We start from the raw sequence: 19,002 nt of genomic DNA on the forward strand, positions 1-19,002 counted from the left end.
CATACTCCCGTTCCACTCAAAGAATATGGATTAAATGAACCGCGAAGACGCGAAGGACGCGAAGGAAGAGGGAAGAAGGAGGAAGGAAGAAGATTAGTAATTGAATAGAAATCTCCGAAAAAGTAGAGACGTTCCATGTAACGTCTCTACAAGGGTTTAAACTCATGCACATTTAATTTTTGGTTTACTGCTAATACTTGTCGTCAATTTTCCAGTCAGCCAGCTATGAAACTGGGGATAAACTGGCAAACGTGGTTTTAACGCCCATCCCGCAGGCTGTAAAATTTCTTTTAATGTCTGTTCTTGCAAGTGGGGATAATCAGGGTTAACTTCATCTTTTGGACTTATTCCCCCTATATCTCTCGCACCTGCATCTAAACACGCTAGTAACCAATTTTCATCTTTTACTAAATTAGGCGGAATTTGAATTGTAATATCTGCGGGTAAAATTTCCCTGGCTTTGCTAATGACTTCTGGTAATTTATGAGGGTTAAAAGCTTGTGCGTTAAAGCTTTGCTGACTTCCTGGACTGTGGGGTTGCAAAATTACTTCTTGTATATGCTGGTAGTGTTGATGTAATTCAGAAATAGCTGCTAAAGTTTCCCACCAATCATTTTCAGTTTCCCCAATTCCTAAAAGCAAGCCTGTAGTAAAAGGAATTTGCAACTCTCCTGCCCATTGTAATTGTTGTAACCTTATTTCTGGTATTTTACTTGGCGCGTGGCGATGGACAGTATTGAGTAGTTGCGGTGTTAATTGTTCCAACATCAACCCCATTGATACATTTACATATTTTAGTTTTTGCATCTCCTCAAAACTGAGTGGTCCGGCGTTGGTATGTGGTAAAAATCCCATTTCTAGTGCTAATTCACACAAATCATAAATCCGCTGAAACCAAGCCTCACGCCTTGCCGAATGAGGATGAACTTCACCGCTAAGGATGAGGATTTCACATACATTCTGACTTTGTAGTTGTTGCAAAATGCTTTTAGCTTCTGCGAGAGTCAGCCAAGGACTTTGACCAGGATCTGTCCGAAAGTTGCAGTAAGAACAGCGATTAAAGCATTCATAGGTAGGGACGATTGTGTAAGCCGGACTATATGTAACGATGTTTGAACCAGATGAGGGCATAAATGTAACGTTTATGAGTAGATATTTACAACTTAGCAAAAATTCCTGAAACTACTGCTATGTAATCTTTCTAGTTCCTAATTGATACCTGATTTTGCAGGTTTCTCAAAAAATTTTGCTAAAAGTACTTTACAAATCTCAACAAAGGTCTTAATATAAATTCATGAGGTAGAAACACCTACCAAAACATACATACCCAAAACGCAATTATAAACACATGACTACAGCCATTCAACAGCGCCAAAGCGCCAACGTCTGGGATAGATTCTGCGAATGGATCACCAGCACTGAAAATCGCATCTACATCGGTTGGTTCGGCGTATTGATGATTCCCACCCTTCTATCTGCGATCGCTTGCTTCGTAATTGCATTCATCGCTGCTCCTCCCGTAGACATCGACGGTATCCGCGAACCAGTAGCAGGTTCTCTACTTTATGGAAACAACATCATCTCCGGTGCAGTTGTTCCTTCCTCTAATGCGATCGGTTTACACTTCTACCCCATTTGGGAAGCAGCATCCTTAGATGAGTGGTTGTACAACGGCGGACCTTACCAACTAGTAATATTCCACTTCTTAATCGGCGTAGCTTGCTACCTCGGTCGGGAATGGGAACTTTCTTACCGCTTAGGTATGCGTCCTTGGATTTGCGTAGCCTTTTCTGCACCTGTAGCAGCAGCAACCGCAGTCTTCTTAATCTACCCCATCGGTCAAGGTTCATTCTCTGATGGTATGCCTTTAGGTATCTCTGGAACCTTCAACTTCATGATCGTGTTCCAAGCTGAACACAACATCTTGATGCACCCCTTCCATATGCTTGGTGTAGCTGGTGTATTCGGTGGTTCCTTGTTCTCTGCAATGCACGGTTCACTCGTTACATCTTCCTTGGTTCGGGAAACAACCGAAACCGAATCACAAAACTACGGTTACAAGTTCGGACAAGAAGAAGAAACCTACAACATTGTTGCTGCACACGGTTACTTCGGTCGCTTGATTTTCCAATACGCTTCTTTCAACAACAGCCGTTCACTTCACTTCTTCCTCGCTGCTTGGCCTGTAATCGGTATCTGGTTTACCGCTTTGGGTGTTAGCACAATGGCTTTCAACTTGAACGGTTTCAACTTCAACCAATCAATTATTGATTCTCAAGGTCGTGTGATTGGTACATGGGCTGACGTAATCAACCGCGCTAACCTCGGTATGGAAGTAATGCACGAGCGCAACGCTCACAACTTCCCTCTAGACTTGGCTGCTGGTGATGTTGCTCCTGTTGCTTTAACTGCTCCTGCAATCAACGGTTAATCTTTCAAGCTTAGTTAAATAAGAAACGCTCTCCTCACGGGGGCGTTTTTTTGTTTATTCACGCAGAGACGCAGAGAGGAAGTTTGAGTTTTTTATATAGGTAAGCGTCCGGTAATGAACATTTTATAACCACCAGACATGAGCATTAATGATAGAAAAAATTGCCAGAGGCTCGTAGGATTGAGGATGGCTCGACTGCTCATAAATACAAGGATAATCCCAGTAACTACGGGTATCCAGCCTAGCTCTTTCATACCTCTGGGGAAGAATATTAATATCATTACTCCTATTGTTAGTGCCAGTACAGATGTGTCGGCAGCGATTCCTCTCCACCAGTAAGGATAAACGTTGGTTGTGAAGATGATATTTTGTCCAACCAAGTAAATGCCTAATATCAGCAAACCGAAGCCGAATATTCTCAGTAAAAAGCCCATGATTACCGTAATTTACAAGTTTCGTTATAATTTAGCACTTACCATACTTATTGTATAAATATTGTTACAACAGTACAAGATACTTAATTTTTTTGTCTGAATCAGGATATCCAGGATTTAAGGATTTACAGGATGGTAATTTTATGATTCAAGATGTAAATATTGATAATCTGTGCAGTTCTGAGGTAGATTGGAACTATCTGGAAGCGTCCCAACAGTTGCAGCTAGATAAGCAAAATTATGGTACTGATTATATTCATCTTTATGTTGATGATATAGAAGGTGATTGGCTGGAAAATTGGGATTGGGAAGAAGATTTAACAGATTATATTGATGCTTTTTATCATCATTGTGAACAGGAAAATTACCAATTTGCTTTTAATACTTTAAAGGCGGCTGATGATTTATTGAATCCGCCAGAGAGTCATGAAAAATCTTTAGAACTTTATTGTTATTTGAACGAAATTGTGAAAAACACACTATAAAAACCTAATTTCAAAATAAATGTAATGTTGAGTGTCATTTTATATTTTCATATTTATAAGTGAGAAGTGGTTATGAATGAACGTACAAACACAGTAAATTCTGGAGTTAATCGAAAACAAGCAGAAAGTATTATCAAGAAATTCTTAGATAATGAAAATTATAGAGTTTTAGCTGTTAAGGGTAAATGGGGTGTTGGCAAAACACATTTAGTAAGAACTGTTTTAGACAAACATCATAAAAACTATTATTTATATGCTTCTGTTTTTGGTATTTCTTCAATTGAACATTTGAAAGCAAGAATATTTGCCAACCACCAAAAAACAAATAATAATGTTTTTGAATTTTTCAATCGCAATTTTGGAAGATTAGAAAAAACTCCAAAACTAGACTTTGGATTATCAGGTTCATTACTTGCTATAGGTAGTGATTTATTGCTGGAGATATTTTTTAATTTAAACGTTCATGGTAACTCAATTATCTGTATTGATGATCTTGAAAGAAAATCTCAGCTTCCATTAAAAGATATATTTGGATTTGTTGAGTATCTAGTCCAAGATTTTAAATGCAAAATCATTATCATTTACAATGAAGACAATCTTGATAAAGATTCACAAACTGCTTTAGACAAGTATCGTGAAAAAGTAATTGATAAAGAATTTAATCTGAATCCAACAGTAGAAGAAAACTTAGATTTTATATTTGAAGCTTATCCTGATATAGATGTAATTAAAGAAGTATTCAAAAAAGCTGGTACAAATAATATTCGAGTTATCCGCAAAACTAAATGGCTTATTGATGAGCTTATTCCCTTAATGAAAGATTGGGAAGAGAGTTTACGTTATCAAATTATCAGAAATATAATTGTTATTAATATAGCCAAGTTAGATACTGAATTTTGTAAAAAATTTTCTATTAATGGTATAGATTCTATGGATACTATATTATCAGTGTCCTACAATGCACAAAAATATTATGATAAATATAAAAACGAAGATGATGAAACAAAAAACAAAAGATTTAAATTGAGCTTAAAAATAGGAGAGATAGGGTATATAAGTTTAGAAAAATTAGATACAATTGTAATTCAATTTCTTGAAACATCCTTATTGAAGGATGAGGAGTTTCTTAAAGAAGGACAGATTTTAAACCAAAAAGAACAAAGAGATAAAATTATTAAAAAACTTGATGAGCTTTCCAATCATCTTTATAGATTTAAATACTATAATTCATTCGCAGATAATGAACAAGAGATTACTGATGGAATCCTTAGCTTCATGGAAGATAATCATCTTCAATTAAGTTTTTCACAATTTGCAGATATTAAAAGATTTGCTTCAATGTTAGGACTTGATTTTTCTATTTATGAAAAATCCCTGTTGGAAAAAATATTAAAAGAAATTTCGGAAAACCGCCCTTATGATTTAATTGAACTAAGAAACACAATCAGTAAATATCCTGATTTAGAAGCTTCTTTAAACGAGAAAATTAAAGAATATTACCAAACATTAGATATTACAACAGCTTTGCAAAATATAATTCATGATGATTCATATTCAAAAATACAAGAATATATTGATTTTTTGAAAAGCCGCAGCGTTAATGAATACTGTGAGTGGCTAGAAAAAGGTCATACTAATTTAATTAATATGATTGAATGGTTACTAAATTCTGGTTATCAACCAGCATCCCAAAACTTAGAAACAGCTATTTACATATTAGCTGAATGTAGTAGAATAAATAAAATTAGAGCAAAGTACCTTTACAATATAGATATAAATAATCAAACTCATCCTGAAAATACTTAAATCCTGGACATCCTGATTCAGACAAAAAACATTGCTGAATAACCAACAGGATGCTTAAAATCCCCAACTCCATGTAAAATACATAATTCAGACTGTATTTCCTCAACATCATGGGCAGCACTTTTGGTCATCTTTTCCGTATTACGACATTTGGCGAATCTCACGGCGGCGGTGTGGGAGTTATTATTGATGGCAGGACTTACGCAACTGGAAATTTCGGATAAGGAAATTCAATTTGAGTTAGATAGAAGACGGCCGGGACAAAGCAAAATAACCACTCCTCGCAAGGAAGCGGACACTGTGAGATTTTATCTGGGGTGTTTGAGGGTAATAGGTCGTCGGTGCGTGAGACAATAGGGAGAGTGGCAGCTGGTGCGATCGCACAAAAGATTCTTCTATCGAGGTTATATTGAAATCCCCTACTGCTCGAAAAAGTAAGGGATATTGCTAAACTTGACTAACCGACATCATCATGGGCAAAACGGTTAAACAAGAAATCTAAGGCATAATTCCGCAATTGGTAATATTGGGGATCTTCCATTATTCTCGCTCTATCCCGTGGTCTGGCAAAGGGAATTTCCATCACTTCCCCAATTTTGGCATGAGGGCCATTGGTCATCATCACCAATTTATCTGCTAGAAATAGCGCCTCATCAATATCATGGGTAATCATTAACACCGTACAACGGTTATCATTCCAAATTTTCAGCAACTCTTCCTGTAATTCTTCCTTGGTAATTGCATCTAACGCCCCAAAAGGCTCATCTAAAATCAATACTTTCGGACGAATAGCCAAAGCACGGGCAATAGAAACCCGCTGCCTCATCCCCCCAGACATCTGCATGGGTTTCTTTTCCATTGCATCACCTAAACCCACCATCGCCAAATGTTCCCGCACAATAGAACGTTTTTCGGCTTCTGGTTTGGTGGGATAAACAGCATTTACAGCTAAATAGATATTTTCAAAAGCTGTCCGCCAAGGTAATAACGCATAGTTTTGAAATACAACCATTCTGTCTGGGCCAGGCTTGGTAATAGGTTCTCCTTCTAATAACACTTGTCCAGTTGTAGGGAAGTTAAAACCAGAAACCATATTTAGCAGTGTTGATTTACCGCAACCAGAATGGCCAATAACACAAAGAAATTCACCTTGTTCAACGTTGAGGTTAACACCATCAAGGACGGTAAAGGGTCCATTTTTGGTGGGATAAACTTTGCAAACGTCCTTAATTTCTAGGAAAGACTGACGGCTGATTGTGCTGGTAGCCGTGTTGCTGTTTCTCAAGTTACGGTTTTGCATTTTAAATTTTGAGTTTTGTATTTTTTAATATCTCGTTATCTTGTTCCCAGTCTCAGACTGGGAATGCTATCAAGAGGCTCTGCCTCTGGTATTATTCAAGGCAGAGCCTTTCATAATTCATTCCCACACAGAGTATGGGAACGAGAAAACGCAAAGGGGCGCAGAGGTACGCGGAGAAGTCTATTAAGCTGCTGTTCTTCTGGGGGTATCTAGAATAACTTCGGCAATGGAGAAGTCGCGTTTAATTTCTAAATCGTTAAGATAGCTAATGGGGTCATCGGCGTTGAAGGGTTTACCATCAAATAATTGAATCGGTTGACGGGTGTAACTAATATCCAAACCTAGTTCTCTAGCTGCTGTACTGAAAACTCGGACTCGACAAACTCTTTCTACGATTTCTACCCAATTTCTGGGGAAGGGAGTATCACCCCAACGTGCTAATTGAGTCATAATCCAAATTTGTTCTGTTCGACTGGGGCGGTTAATGGCAGACTCAGAATAAAATTGGTGATGGGCATATTCCCGCATGGGATGATCTAAGTCACAGCTTGCACCATTGACATTTTCAATTTGGATATAGTCAATATCTGTGCTGACATAATCCCGACCTGCTAAAATTTGCCGAACTTCTTGGGCGTTGGCAGGATTTGCACAATATTGGCAAGCTTCTAGTAAGGCTTTGGTTAAGGCAATATGGGTATTAGGATAAGTTTCTGCCCAATCTTCTCGTACCCCCAGCACTTTACCGGGGTGTCCTAACCAAACTTCTAAATCTGTGGCAATGGTAAAGCCTGAACCTTCAACTGCTGCACGATAATTCCAAGGTTCACCCACACAATAACCGTCAATGGTTGCGCCTTTTAAATCTACTACCATTTGGGCAGGAGGGATATTTTTCATATCCACATCAATATCGGGGTCAATGCCACCTGCTGCTAACCAATAACGTAGCAATAAGTTGTGCATTGATGCAGGATGGACTACACCCATTCTGTGTTGTTCTTCGCGGGTTTGGAGGAGGTAATCCTTGAAGTCGGATAAACTGTGTACACCTTGATCATAAAAGCGTTTAGCTAAGGTGATGGCGTTGCCGTTGCGGGTCATGGTTAGGGCTGTAACAACGGGTAAGGGTTCGTTTTTATTGCCTCCCAAACTTAACCACATTGGCATTCCTGATGGCATTTGTGCGGCATCTAAATAACCGCCTGTCATGCCATCCACAATTCCCCGCCAACTGCTTTCCCGGACTAAATTAACTTCATCTAAGCCATGTTTAACAAAAAAGCCTTTTTCTTTGGCTATGGCTAATGGGGCGCAAGCGGTGAGGGGTAAGAAGCCAATATCTAAATTAACTTTTTCTAAACCATGTCGGACAATCGCAGTAGTTTTCCGCGCCCGAATTTTCTTAACGCGTTTTTGTTGGTTGAGAAAGTAAATCATTTCACTCCGCAAGGTGTAGTAACTGGGATGTTTCACTACTTCCATGCGTTTGCGGGGTCTGGGAATATCAACTTCTAAAATATCGCCAATTTTCGATTCGGGTCCGTTGGTTAACATGACTATTCTGTCAGATAACAAAACGGCTTCGTCTACGTCGTGAGTTACCATAACTGCGGTAACTTCGTTTTCTTCGCAGATTTTCATTAATTGTTCTTGCAAATTACCGCGAGTCAGTGCGTCTAATGCACCGAATGGTTCGTCTAGTAGTAATAGTTTAGGACGAATTGCCAAAGCGCGTGCGATCGCTACCCGTTGTTTTTGTCCACCCGATAACATTCCTGGTTGTTTGTCTGCATGGGGACGCAAACCCACCATATCTATATGTTTTTCGATAATGGCTTTCCGTTCTGCTGCGGGCATCCCATTTAAGACTGAATCTACAGCTAAGGCAATATTTTCTCTGACTGTTCGCCAAGGTAAGAGAGAATAATTTTGGAAAACCACCATTCTATCAGGGCCGGGTTTCCTGATTCTTTGTCCTTCCAAAGTCACTAAACCTTCTGTGGGTAAATCCAAACCGGCAATCATGTTTAAAAGAGTGGATTTTCCGCAACCGGAGTGACCAATTAAAGAAACAAATTCGCCTTTTTTAATTTGGAGGTCAATACCTTTGAGGGCAATATATTGACCGCCACCAGTTAATTCAAAAACTTTATCAATTTGATCAACGCCAACAAATATAGACATATTATTTGGTGATTGGTGATTGGTGATTGGTGATTGGTAATGGGCAGCAATTCTCATTTTAAGGTTTCATGACATTGAAACCCTTGCGGTCATAGGGTTTTACAATTCTTAACGAATCTGGGGATCGCTGAAATGGCGCAAAATCGTTTCAAAATGAGAATTGCTGGGTAATGGGTAATTGGTAATTAGTAATTGGTGATTGGTGATTGGTAGTTAGTAATTAGGAGTAGAAGTTTCTTAATTACGAACTACGAATTACGAATTACGAATTAAATCTCTATTTTTGTTCAGTAGGTAAAATCCAGTTTTGTAGTGCAGCCATGAGTTTATCTAGGATTAGACCAACAACGCCGATATAAACTAGAGCTAAAATAACTTCGCTGACGTTGTTATTTTGATAAGCATCCCAGATGAAAAAGCCAATTCCCACAATACCGGACATAACGATTTCGGCGGCGATAATTGCTAACCAAGCTAAACCGATGGCAATTCTCAAACCTGTGAAAATGTATGGTAATGCTGAGGGAATGAGAATGTTAAAGAAATACTCTTTTTTGGAAAGTTGCAGAACTTTAGCAACGTTGTTGTAATCTTGAGGGATTTGAGTTACACCTACCGCAGTGTTAATGAGAATTGGCCAAAGTGAGGTGATGAAAATAACAAATAATGCGGCTGGTTCGTTTTGGCGTAAAGCGGCTAAGGAAATAGGAACCCAGGCTAAAGGTGGTACAGTTCTGAGTAACTGAAACAGGGGATCTAAAGCCTTAGACATGGTTTGATTTACACCAATCAAAACGCCCAAAGCAATACCTACAAATGCCGCTAAGGTGTAGCTAATAGCAACCCGTTGGAGACTGGCTAAGATTTGCCAAAAAAGCCCTTTATCAATTCCTCCTTTGTCATAAAAAGGATATAAAATCAATATCCAAGTATCTTGAATAACTTGAATTGGTCCTGGTAAAGTTGCACCGGGAGTCCATGCGAATAATTGCCAAAGTGCAAGAAAGATAGCTATAGCAATAGCTGGTGGGACAAATTCAGGGAATTTTTTTTGCAAATAGGATATAAAACTGTTGTCAAACTTAGGACTGGCAGCGCGTTTTTGGGCTAATGTCATAAAATGTTTTCTCCTCAAATTTCCTGACGATTAATAACTAATGACTAAATGCTGACTTTCTTAATAGCAAGACTTTTCAGGTATGCTTCTGGATCTTCTGGGTCGAATTTAATTCCATCAAAAAATGTTTCTACACCACGAGAAGTGCTGGTTGGAATATCAGCCGTAAAACCTGCTTCTTTTGCAGCTTCTTTCCAAATATCTTCCCGGTTGACTTGATCAATTAAAGCTTTAGCTTTTGCTCCTTTATTGGTAATATAATCTGCTGGTAAAAAGCCCCATCTCACGCTTTCAGTGATAAACCATAAATCATGACTCTTGTAAGGATAAGAAACATTACCTTTACCATCTTTCCAATACAAAGCTGCCATTGATTTATCATTTATTTTGCGTCCATCTCCCATGTCATAATTACCCATGAATGGTTCCATCAAAATATCTACAGGCAAGTTGAAATAATTTCTTGTAGCTAATATTTCCGCAGCTTCTTTACGGTTATCAAAATTATCTAACCATTGTTGTGCTTCCATAATGCCTTTTAATAAGGCTTTTGTGGCTTTTGGATGTTGATCAACCCAGTCTGCACGCATAGCTAAATATTCTTCGGGGTGATCTTTCCAAATTTCCGCAGTTAAGGCGGCCATGTAGCCAATTTTGTCTTTAACAATTCGATAAGGCCAAGGATCTCCTGTACTAAAAGCATCCATTGTTCCCGTTTTCATGTTGGCGACTGTTTGCGCTGCGGGAACGGTGAGAAGTTTAATATCTGTGTCTGGGTTAATACCCCCTGCTGCTAACCAATAACGAATCCAAAAATCTTGGTTAACTGCGGGAAATGTTTGCGCTGCGGTAAAAGGCGTGGGTGATGATTTCAGTTGTGCAAATAAAGATTTAGCACCTGCAAGTTGTAAACTAACACCTTTCCCTAGATGTTTATTGGCAATGGCAATACCGTTACCATGTGTAATTAATTGACATAATACATACATGGGAATGGGTTGATTACCTTTTGTAATTTTACCTTCGGTAATTAAGTGTGGCATGGGCATTTGCCATTGGCCACCATCAACACCACCACCAGCAGAACCAATTTCTACGTTATCTCTGGCTGCACCCCAAGAAGCTTGTTTAGAAAGTTCTACATCTGTCATTCCATATTTAGCAAAGAAGCCTTTCTCTTTGGCAATAATTAATGGTGCAGCTTCAACAATGGGAACATATCCTAGTTTGACTTTTGTTGTTTCTGGTTTCTGTTCTGGACTAATATTAGCAACTGCTTGAACAGCAGGTTGTGTAGAATTACCAACACTTTCAGGTGGATTTCCTAAACAACCTTTGAGTAATACTGCACCTGCTGAAACTCCTGCGGTAACGATAAATTTACGGCGAGAAACTTGATTAAAAAATTCAGACATAAGACATATCCTTGATTTGCAAAGTTATTTTTTAGTATGAGAATTACAGCAAGATAAAATAAATTTCTTGCCACTACATTCATCTATATGTAGTCATGCAAATTCCACATTTTCTGATAGAAAATGGGTGACTAAGCATGGGAACAAAGTTTAATTGCTTTGGGTCACTGGGTGAGATGGGGAAGCATCTCTGACCTAGTGAAATTTAGTTTACAGGTTTTTTATGGAAATTGGTCAACTTTGAAAGCCAATTATTAAATAAATATTAGATTGGATATATAAGTAAAAATTTATAACTTGGGATTAATTTTTAGGAAAGTTTCTAATATATATTTTGGGACTGATGATAACTATTATTTCTAGTCTATTAAATAGGTGGTTCTGGGTTTAATTAATCACGCAAAAAAGGCAAAGGATAGATAATTAATGATGGCAACTATAGAGGCAAATCTGCATCCATAGATGAATCCTATGATGACGATTTTTTTTGAATTAGGATTGAGTATATTTTTATAGGAATATACCAAGACGAAATTAATACTGTTAAGTAGGGCTTGCTGTTCGCGTAGCGTGCCGTTAGGCATAAAAGTCTTTTGGTTAGGGCTAGGAGTCAGGAGTCAGGAGGGGAAAAAGAGAATTTTTGAGAATCCTTCAAAACCTGAAAAACTGTTTGACTTTTGCTAGTATCATCCCTTATTCCTTGCACCTTATTCAACTTTTTTACCCCTGAATCTCTTGATTTATCTAGGTTTTACATTTATATGCCTAACGGCACGCTCCGCGAACAGCATCCCCTAATTACCTTTTTCTTGATTTCAGGATTATGGGAAACAGATGATTCAGGTATGTCTTTTAGGTTGGGTGAAGTCAATGCAGCACCCAACACGAGTTTTTAAGCTAAAAATTCCTGTAGTTCGACAATACCTTTAGAACCATCAATCTTGACTTGTTGACCATCTTGGAGTAGATATGTAGCGCCACGTACATCCATGACTGCGGGTATACCGTATTCACGGGCGACGATCGCACCATGAGAAAGTTTACCACCGGCTTCGGCAATTACTCCTCCAGCCCTTACTAAGAAAGGGGCCCACCCAGAATCTGTGTAGGGGACGACGAGAATTGTACCTTTGTTTATTTCACCGACTTCTTGTAAATTTCGTAATACCATGACTCGTCCTTCGGCTTGCCCTTGACTGGCGGGGATGCCTAGTAAGATATTGTCTGAGGTATCAATAGGAGAGGCGATGGGGTGGGGGGGATTGTAGCCATAAACCAGGGGAGGGATTTCGGTAATCTGGCTATCTTGGAGAAATTGCGATCGCCTATTTTCCAGCAACTGTAAAAGTCGATTTCTCAGTTCTACATCTGCATTGGCTTCTAAACGGCGGATTTCACCCAATTTTAAAAAGAAGATATCCCCGGTTTGTTTCAATAAACCAGTCTCTAACCAAATCTTTTCTAAAGCCAAAAAAGTCCAGCGCAATTCGGCTAACAAGCGAGAATAAACTTCTGTAACTCGTCCTTTAAGATCCACGCGTCTTTGCACAAAGCCTTGCTGACGCTTTTGCGATTCATCTTGATGTGGTAATTCACTCCGCATCAACTGCACGAACAATTTTTGCACTAGTTGAGGCTGTTCTCGCCAGGTAGGAACAGAAATATCGGTTCCGACTTCACTTAAATAACCATAATCTTGCAGTATTTCTTCAAAGTCATACAAAATCTTTTCCCCCTGTGGAGTTTGCGCCAATTGTTCAAAAACGCGTTCTGGGTCAAAGTCTTGTAAGATTTCTTTGGCATCTGCGGCTAAAAGACTGAGCGATCGCAATGATGCTACCTCTGGGGTAATACTATGATCAATCTGCTCATCCTTGACACTCGAAATTGCCTGACGGATGGCAGCACTCAAAGGAGATAAAATGCTGTAGTAAGTACCTTGGTTAAGCAAATCCAGAATTAAGTCAACTCTAGTTAACAACTGGTGTGGTGATAATTTATCAATCAGTTCATTCGCTAACCGTGTCAACCCAGGAATGAACTTCTGGCGATAATCTTGCTTAAACTCTGTTTCTAAATTCATTTCCCGCTGTAGCAACTTCGTCAGTCCTGGCAAATTCTCCCAGGTGGAAGCTAGGGGGGGTTTACTCATTTTTGCGCCTCTGGTTAAAAAATCCAGACTTTCTGGCGGTAAACCCATTTCTAGGAAAACTTCCCCTAAAAAGGAAGCATTAAAATAGGCTCTAGAGTAATGCAGCGTCGCCATTTTGCTAAAATCTAGTTCGCGGGTGCGATCGCCTAGTACTATGGTAAAAATCTCTCCCCACATTCCACAGGTGAGGGGTAAATTAATTGACCAAGTTAAGGGGTGAATGACTCCCGGAATCACCTCAGCGGCAATTTTTCTTGTCCAGATGGGTAGTAAAGTAGTGATTGGTCGCGCTTGCAATACCCACAGAGTTTGTCCGTCGTAACTCCACTCTACATCTTGGGGAATGCCGTGATAACGATTTTCTAGTCGGCGGGCTAAATATGCTACTTGTTTGATTAATGGTTGGGGAATTTTGCCTGTTCCCTCAAATTGGAGACAAGATAATTTTTCTTCACCAACGACAAATACTCGATATTGTTCTGGGGTGACTTTACCTGAAACTACTTGTTCTGGGCTACCAGATAAAGCTTCAATGATGACAGCATCACCTTGTTGGGCAATGGGATCACGGCTAAAAGCCACACCAGAAAAGACACTTTGGACTTGTGGTTGAATGAGGATCGCCATAGCCGCATCTTTAGCACTGCGATCGCGCCGATACTGCACAGCGGAGGGATGATTGTATGAAGCTTGGACTTGTGCGATCGCTTGTTCTAACTCTTGTTGAGTAGTAACATTCAAAACTGTTGTGTACTGTCCAGCCGCAGAAGCTTGTTCCGAATCTTCCCCAATCGCCGAAGAACGTACTACTAATGGTGATAGCGCCGATGGTTGGAGAAAATCAATCAACAACATCGGATCATCAAAGGGAGCGAGTATCCATCCCTTGGGTACTGCATAACCCCAGCGTTTAATTTGAGCTAATGTAGCTGCCTTGCTACCAAATACCTCTGGATTTAATTCATCATCCAAAGTGACAATCGTTTGCTCACCACCGCCGACATATTCCATCATCGGTTGCAATTGCGCCTCTGCCTCTGCCATCGGCAAGTTCATATCATCGGGAATTTGTGTATAAATCCAGCCGAGTAATCCTGCTAGTGTAAACGCTGCTACTATTCTGGCAAAATCATTAAAATACAAAATAGCCACAAATACGGGAAATAAAATCAAAACCCCAAATTTGACTATTTGCCGAGAACGAAAAAGGATAAAGCTAATAGCTGCAAATAAACTGACAAATCCGAAAACAAGAGGATCATGGATCAAAAATCCCCAGAAGACGTTTGTTGTCCCTGCACCTCTACCTAGGGCATATCTACCTGCAACTAAGGCAATTAGCGCAATTAATTCCCAAAACGAACTGGGAGGAAAGAAGATACGTGCAATCAATACTGCACCAATTCCTTTCAAAGCCTCTGACAACACTGCCAGAATACCCACCAATTTGCCACCATGATAGAAAGCGGCCGAGACGCTAATATTTCCTGTACCAATTTGTGCTAATCGCTTACCCTTGAGAGCATAGGTAATCCAAGCGATTAAAGGCACTGCCCCTATGAGTGGGCAAGCAATTAAAATAACTAATAAACCCCAAAGCTGAAACATTTATTGTTGATTTTGAATGTTTGATTAAAACCGAATCTTCTTGGATATTATTTGGTAATTGTAATTTTTGATTATAATAATTTTGGCGTTCTTTTAACGCTGGTAAGTGACAGATTAATTAATAGTTATTTACACTACAATCATAGTAATCATACCCATACTTAAGTATAAGAAAAAAGGTGTTGAACCTTTTTTCTTAAGTCTGGGGTTTGAATCAGTAATTCTGATTAAATTTTTGACCGTTTGCATGATTGATGGACACCAGGCAACAATGAAAATCCTTGTTGCTAGTGTCCTTTGAGTTTACTAATGATTCTAGTTTAGTGCATAAGCAGATTGTAAAGCCCATAGGATGAGTACTGCTATTGACCCCAAAAGTAACACAGTAGAGATGGTGACTACTTTCGGTGAATCTGCACCTTCAAATTTCATAATTCCACGATTTAAGTCAGACATAGCTTTGTAAGCCTCCTTTGTTACAGTGCTAATCTTTCCGTTTTGATTGTAGTCTTTCTGTTTGCCGATAATATTAAATTCACATTATTATTTTCTTTAATCTTTGCAGCTTTCTCTGAGGTGGTTAGGCAATAGGAGAGATGGGGACTCTGAAAAGAGAGGGAAAAATTTCTTCTCTGCACCCTGCCTCCCGACTGCTTATGACAATCACCAATTAACAGTTAAAATAGTGTAATTTAATACTGTAAAATTTTAAAGGGTTAGATGTGGTTGCAGGTGAAAGAGGTGCTAATTGTTATTTTGGCAGTGCTTGTGGGATTAGGTGTGGTGATAGAGTTAGGATTGCGATCGCTCTTTGGCTTTGGTAATCCCCTAATTTACATTCAGGATCAACACATTGGTTATTTATTAGCGCCTAATCAACGTACCCGGCGCTTTGGAAATCGCATTGAAATTAATGAATATTCTATGCGGAGCGCCCCAATCAAAGCCACGACAGATGGAACTCTACGAATTTTGCTTTTAGGCGATTCTATTGCTAATGGTGGCTGGTGGACAGATCAGCACCATACCATTTCTAGTTTGCTGATGACCTCCTTGACATCTACGAGTCATAATCAGCAGGTGGAAGTATTAAATGCTTCAGCTAACTCCTGGGGTCCAAGAAACGAATTTGCTTACTTGCAGCGTTTTGGCAATTTTGGAGCTAAGGCGGTAGTATTATTAATTAACACTGACGACTTATTTGCTACTGCGCCTACGTCCTTACCAGTGGGACGCGATCGCAACTACCCAGATCGTAAACCACCTTCAGCAATCGCAGAAATTTTGCAGCGTTACCTATTGAAGCAAAAGTCGATTCCTGAACTCCAAGCAATTCATAACGAAGCAGGAGACCGGGTGGGGATTAATTTAGAAGCAATTGGCAAAATTCACAATTTCACTCAAGCAAACAACAGTCAATTACTTCTAGTTATGACTCCCTTACTGAGAGAAATTGGTGAACCAGGACCCCGTGATTATGAAATTAAAGCACGTCAGCGCCTCAGTGATTTCGCTAAAACACAGCAAATTACGTATATAGATTTTTTACTAAAATTTAACTCAACTGCTCACCCACAAACCTTATATCAAGATCACATCCACATGAATGTCAAAGGGAATAGACTGGTGAGTGAAGTCATCGAGACATCCCTTTTGTCTATTTTAGGGCAAGTTAATACACAAAATGACTTTTAAGTCAATAGTTTATTAGCAGCGTTCAGAACCTAATCAAAAATTAATATGAATCAGTCGCAGAAACTCAGGCCACCATCCCCAACTCCTGTCAAAACATCTCCTTTGGCAAATACAACATTGGGAGAAAGTACCAAAACACTGGTAATGAATATTGCTGAATTTATTGATCAGCTACTGTATAAATGGATGGGAGAATTGGGAAGAACAGTGTATGCTTCCATTCAAGATGCGATCGCTTTAATTATCCTCCTCAAAATACCCAGTTTAATTGGTGAAAAGATTCTGCATCAAAATTTCTCTAATTTTCAATTCTGTTTAGCAGAAAGTGCCTGGGGTTTATCCCGTTATGCTTGCTTTATCATCGTCACAGCAAATTTTTTACTATGGATTGTGCTGACAGGAAGGATAATGGCTCGATTTTGGACATATTTGAAAAAATCTCCAAAAAAACATAGGAACAGCAATATATGAATTCAACTACTCAGCGGCGAATTAGCCTTTATCAAGAAGCTAAAACTAGCTTAAATTCTTTATTACAACAAACTACTCAAATTGGAGTATATTTCCTAGTCATGTTACTCATAACTGGTGGTAATCCTCCAGCATTTACTGTTATATTAAGTATAATTGTAGGCCTTGGATTTGTTGCTTGGAAAGAAGAAAAGCGACTAACCAAACAACGATTAGCTAGAGAAAAAGAAGAAATTCAAAGGCAAGTTAAACAAATTTTAGAAGCCGATACAGAAAACTTATCTGAACTCATCAAAACTGCCGGATTTAATCCACTTACAGATTTTGTTGGGGCTAATTTATTTGCTGTTAAAGGCATGGGTTGCAACCTGAGTGGCTATAACTTGAGCTATGCTGATTTGAGCGCAGCTGATTTAAGTCGTACTGATTTGAGTGAAGCTAACTTAATGAAAACAAATTTATGCTCTGCTAAACTGCGTCGTGCCTACTTAATGAATACTAACTTAAGTAATGCCCTACTAATAAATGCTGACCTGAGTTATGCTGACTTGAGAAATGCTGATTTGAGCAATGCTAACTTAATTAACGCTAATATTAGCAATGCTGACCTCAGCGGTGCTAATTTAACAGAAACTAATCTCAGCAATTTAAAAGTTAAAAATACTCTATTTAGCAATAATTTAGGTCTGACTGATAATGTCAGATATATGCTAGAAAAGCAGGGAGCAATCTTTCCTCATGATGAACTGGTAACAATTCCCTTGTCTCCCCACAAATACCAGCCAATCAAACCTAAATAATTTGTCATATTTCCTACGTTTCCGTTAGGGATACGCAATTTTTAATTAAGATTTAGTAGCACAAAACTTACCGCTTTTAAACGCTGGGGACTGAAAAACCCAGAATTTAGTTAATCATTTTTAATGTTCCCGAATCCATATAGCTAAACCTCCACCACGGCCACGGGCTGCAATAAAATCTGCTGTAACTAAAAAGAAGGCAAAAAATGGTAATTTAGCTATAGATTGGTTATAAAAATCGTCTAATTGGACTTTACCAGAACGAATTGGTTGATTGTAAATAAGACGATTAAATAAACTAATTTGCATCTGGGTAAAGTCAAATGCTAATAAATTTTTTTTACCTAAATATTGTGATGGGCCTGTCAGCTTTAATAAAATTGAGCCTAATTGCACTTGATTATAAATTTCGCCTCTACCTAAAACCTGTTCCTCAGTATTACTAAAAGCAAGATGAATTTTTGCCAATTTAGGTACATAAAAACCCTTACTTAATATAATTCCCCCACGCTTTCTCACCTTTTTAGTACCAGTAGCAAAGCATAACCGCCATTTACCAATCAGAGAATCAAAAGTGTAATTTAATCTTTGTTTCTTGGCAGCCTTTTCAGCTTGTAGCAGCGCATTCACTACTACCTCAGCCGTAGGGGGTTTGTTTCCTTCTCGATATGCAGCAGCAGTCTGGAAGAGAATGCTGGTAAAATCAGATGTAATACTAGATGTCAAATCTGTCGTCATGAGAACATTGGGGATTTAGAGTTTTATCTGCTTTACTCACCATTTTGACAGATTCAGGACTAAAGCTGCGTGTCACATTTAATATCTTTTGCAGATGCGTCAGATATCATCAATCTGTTGATAATAATTTATAGGTCTGACGCACCCTACAAAGCAAGCCAGTTGCATAAGATATTTTTCCAAAAAATAGAAATCCCTGGAATCTGGTTCTGTTGCCTGTTCCCGTTTTCTGTTCCCTCTCCTAAATGTACAATTTATTTTGCACGACTACTTAGCCCCCTCATCGCTTGCGGGGAGGGGGTTGGGGGTGGGGTTCTTGGATCTCACTCAACCGAGAAGCGCCATAACATTCATTTTGTGATT

Annotated in this window: 16 protein-coding genes and 1 pseudogene; 8 read left to right on the forward strand and 9 right to left on the reverse strand. The window is 38.9% G+C overall.

Annotated features, from left to right (window positions below):
• Positions 1-162 precede the first annotated feature (162 nt).
• Entirely contained in the window at positions 163-1,131 is a 969-nt protein-coding gene (gene cofG, locus ACSQ6I_RS16610) for a 7,8-didemethyl-8-hydroxy-5-deazariboflavin synthase subunit CofG (RefSeq protein ID WP_438891400.1), read from the reverse strand.
• Positions 1,132-1,348: 217 nt separating this feature from the next.
• On the opposite strand from cofG, the gene psbA reads away from it, so the two are divergent.
• The gene (gene psbA / locus ACSQ6I_RS16615) at positions 1,349-2,431 is read left to right on the forward strand and encodes a photosystem II q(b) protein (protein ID WP_015214267.1); all 1,083 of its coding nucleotides are present in this window, start codon (positions 1,349-1,351) and stop codon (positions 2,429-2,431) included.
• Positions 2,432-2,523: 92 nt separating this feature from the next.
• Here psbA and ACSQ6I_RS16620 read toward each other — a convergent pair whose 3' ends face one another.
• A complete protein-coding gene (locus tag ACSQ6I_RS16620; protein WP_438891401.1) occupies positions 2,524-2,865 on the reverse strand; it encodes a hypothetical protein in 342 nt (113 codons plus the stop codon).
• 92 nt (positions 2,866-2,957) lie between these two features.
• Between ACSQ6I_RS16620 and ACSQ6I_RS16625 the strand changes: the two genes are divergently transcribed.
• The 3 genes and pseudogenes from ACSQ6I_RS16625 to ACSQ6I_RS16635 form a co-directional block, all read left to right on the forward strand.
• Positions 2,958-3,350, forward strand: a complete 393-nt coding sequence (locus ACSQ6I_RS16625; protein WP_438891402.1) for a hypothetical protein — start codon at positions 2,958-2,960, stop codon at positions 3,348-3,350.
• A gap of 72 nt (positions 3,351-3,422) precedes the next feature.
• Positions 3,423-5,156, forward strand: coding sequence for a P-loop NTPase fold protein (locus ACSQ6I_RS16630; protein WP_438891403.1), 1,734 nt, complete (start codon positions 3,423-3,425; stop codon positions 5,154-5,156).
• A 110-nt stretch (positions 5,157-5,266) separates the two neighbouring features.
• A pseudogene (locus ACSQ6I_RS16635) lies at positions 5,267-5,551 on the forward strand (chorismate synthase); the annotation flags it as partial.
• 62 nt (positions 5,552-5,613) lie between these two features.
• Here ACSQ6I_RS16635 and ACSQ6I_RS16640 read toward each other — a convergent pair.
• From ACSQ6I_RS16640 to ACSQ6I_RS16655, 4 genes are all read right to left on the reverse strand, one after another.
• Complete coding sequence (locus ACSQ6I_RS16640) at positions 5,614-6,456, reverse strand: nitrate ABC transporter ATP-binding protein (protein ID WP_438891404.1); 843 nt, start codon at positions 6,454-6,456, stop codon at positions 5,614-5,616.
• 183 nt (positions 6,457-6,639) lie between these two features.
• Positions 6,640-8,643, reverse strand: a complete 2,004-nt coding sequence (locus tag ACSQ6I_RS16645; protein WP_438891482.1) for a nitrate ABC transporter ATP-binding protein — start codon at positions 8,641-8,643, stop codon at positions 6,640-6,642.
• Positions 8,644-8,920: 277 nt separating this feature from the next.
• On the reverse strand, positions 8,921-9,760 hold the full coding sequence (gene ntrB / locus ACSQ6I_RS16650) for a nitrate ABC transporter permease (RefSeq protein WP_438891405.1): 840 nt from the start codon (positions 9,758-9,760) through the stop codon (positions 8,921-8,923).
• A gap of 44 nt (positions 9,761-9,804) precedes the next feature.
• Entirely contained in the window at positions 9,805-11,175 is a 1,371-nt protein-coding gene (locus tag ACSQ6I_RS16655; protein WP_438891406.1) for a CmpA/NrtA family ABC transporter substrate-binding protein, read from the reverse strand.
• A gap of 761 nt (positions 11,176-11,936) precedes the next feature.
• Between ACSQ6I_RS16655 and ACSQ6I_RS16660 the strand changes: the two genes are divergently transcribed.
• Entirely contained in the window at positions 11,937-12,071 is a 135-nt protein-coding gene (locus tag ACSQ6I_RS16660; protein WP_438891407.1) for a hypothetical protein, read from the forward strand.
• Here the strand turns inward: ACSQ6I_RS16660 and ACSQ6I_RS16665 are convergent.
• Positions 12,068-14,935 carry a glycerol-3-phosphate acyltransferase gene (locus ACSQ6I_RS16665; protein WP_438891408.1) on the reverse strand — a complete coding sequence of 956 codons (2,868 nt, stop codon included), beginning with the start codon at positions 14,933-14,935 and terminating at the stop codon, positions 12,068-12,070. The two genes, ACSQ6I_RS16660 and ACSQ6I_RS16665, sit on opposite strands and share 4 nt — an antisense overlap.
• A 315-nt stretch (positions 14,936-15,250) precedes the next feature.
• Positions 15,251-15,391 carry a hypothetical protein gene (locus ACSQ6I_RS16670; RefSeq protein ID WP_438891409.1) on the reverse strand — a complete coding sequence of 47 codons (141 nt, stop codon included), beginning with the start codon at positions 15,389-15,391 and terminating at the stop codon, positions 15,251-15,253.
• A gap of 276 nt (positions 15,392-15,667) precedes the next feature.
• Here ACSQ6I_RS16670 and ACSQ6I_RS16675 point away from each other — a divergent pair, with 276 nt between their 5' ends.
• The 3 genes from ACSQ6I_RS16675 to ACSQ6I_RS16685 are packed head-to-tail and all read left to right on the forward strand — an operon-like array spanning position 15,668 to position 17,901.
• Complete coding sequence (locus ACSQ6I_RS16675; protein ID WP_438891483.1) at positions 15,668-16,630, forward strand: SGNH/GDSL hydrolase family protein; 963 nt, start codon at positions 15,668-15,670, stop codon at positions 16,628-16,630.
• Between the two features lie 45 nt (positions 16,631-16,675).
• A complete protein-coding gene (locus ACSQ6I_RS16680; protein WP_438891410.1) occupies positions 16,676-17,101 on the forward strand; it encodes a hypothetical protein in 426 nt (141 codons plus the stop codon).
• Complete coding sequence (locus ACSQ6I_RS16685; protein WP_438891411.1) at positions 17,098-17,901, forward strand: pentapeptide repeat-containing protein; 804 nt, start codon at positions 17,098-17,100, stop codon at positions 17,899-17,901. The genes ACSQ6I_RS16680 and ACSQ6I_RS16685 overlap by 4 nt, the downstream gene beginning before the upstream one ends.
• A 120-nt stretch (positions 17,902-18,021) precedes the next feature.
• Here ACSQ6I_RS16685 and ACSQ6I_RS16690 read toward each other — a convergent pair whose 3' ends face one another.
• Positions 18,022-18,639, reverse strand: coding sequence for a hypothetical protein (locus ACSQ6I_RS16690; protein ID WP_438891412.1), 618 nt, complete (start codon positions 18,637-18,639; stop codon positions 18,022-18,024).
• Between the last annotated feature and the right edge of the window lie 363 nt (positions 18,640-19,002).

It is taken from the genome of Anabaena sp. WFMT, from assembly GCF_051781005.1.
Taxonomy (GTDB): domain Bacteria; phylum Cyanobacteriota; class Cyanobacteriia; order Cyanobacteriales; family Nostocaceae; genus Anabaena.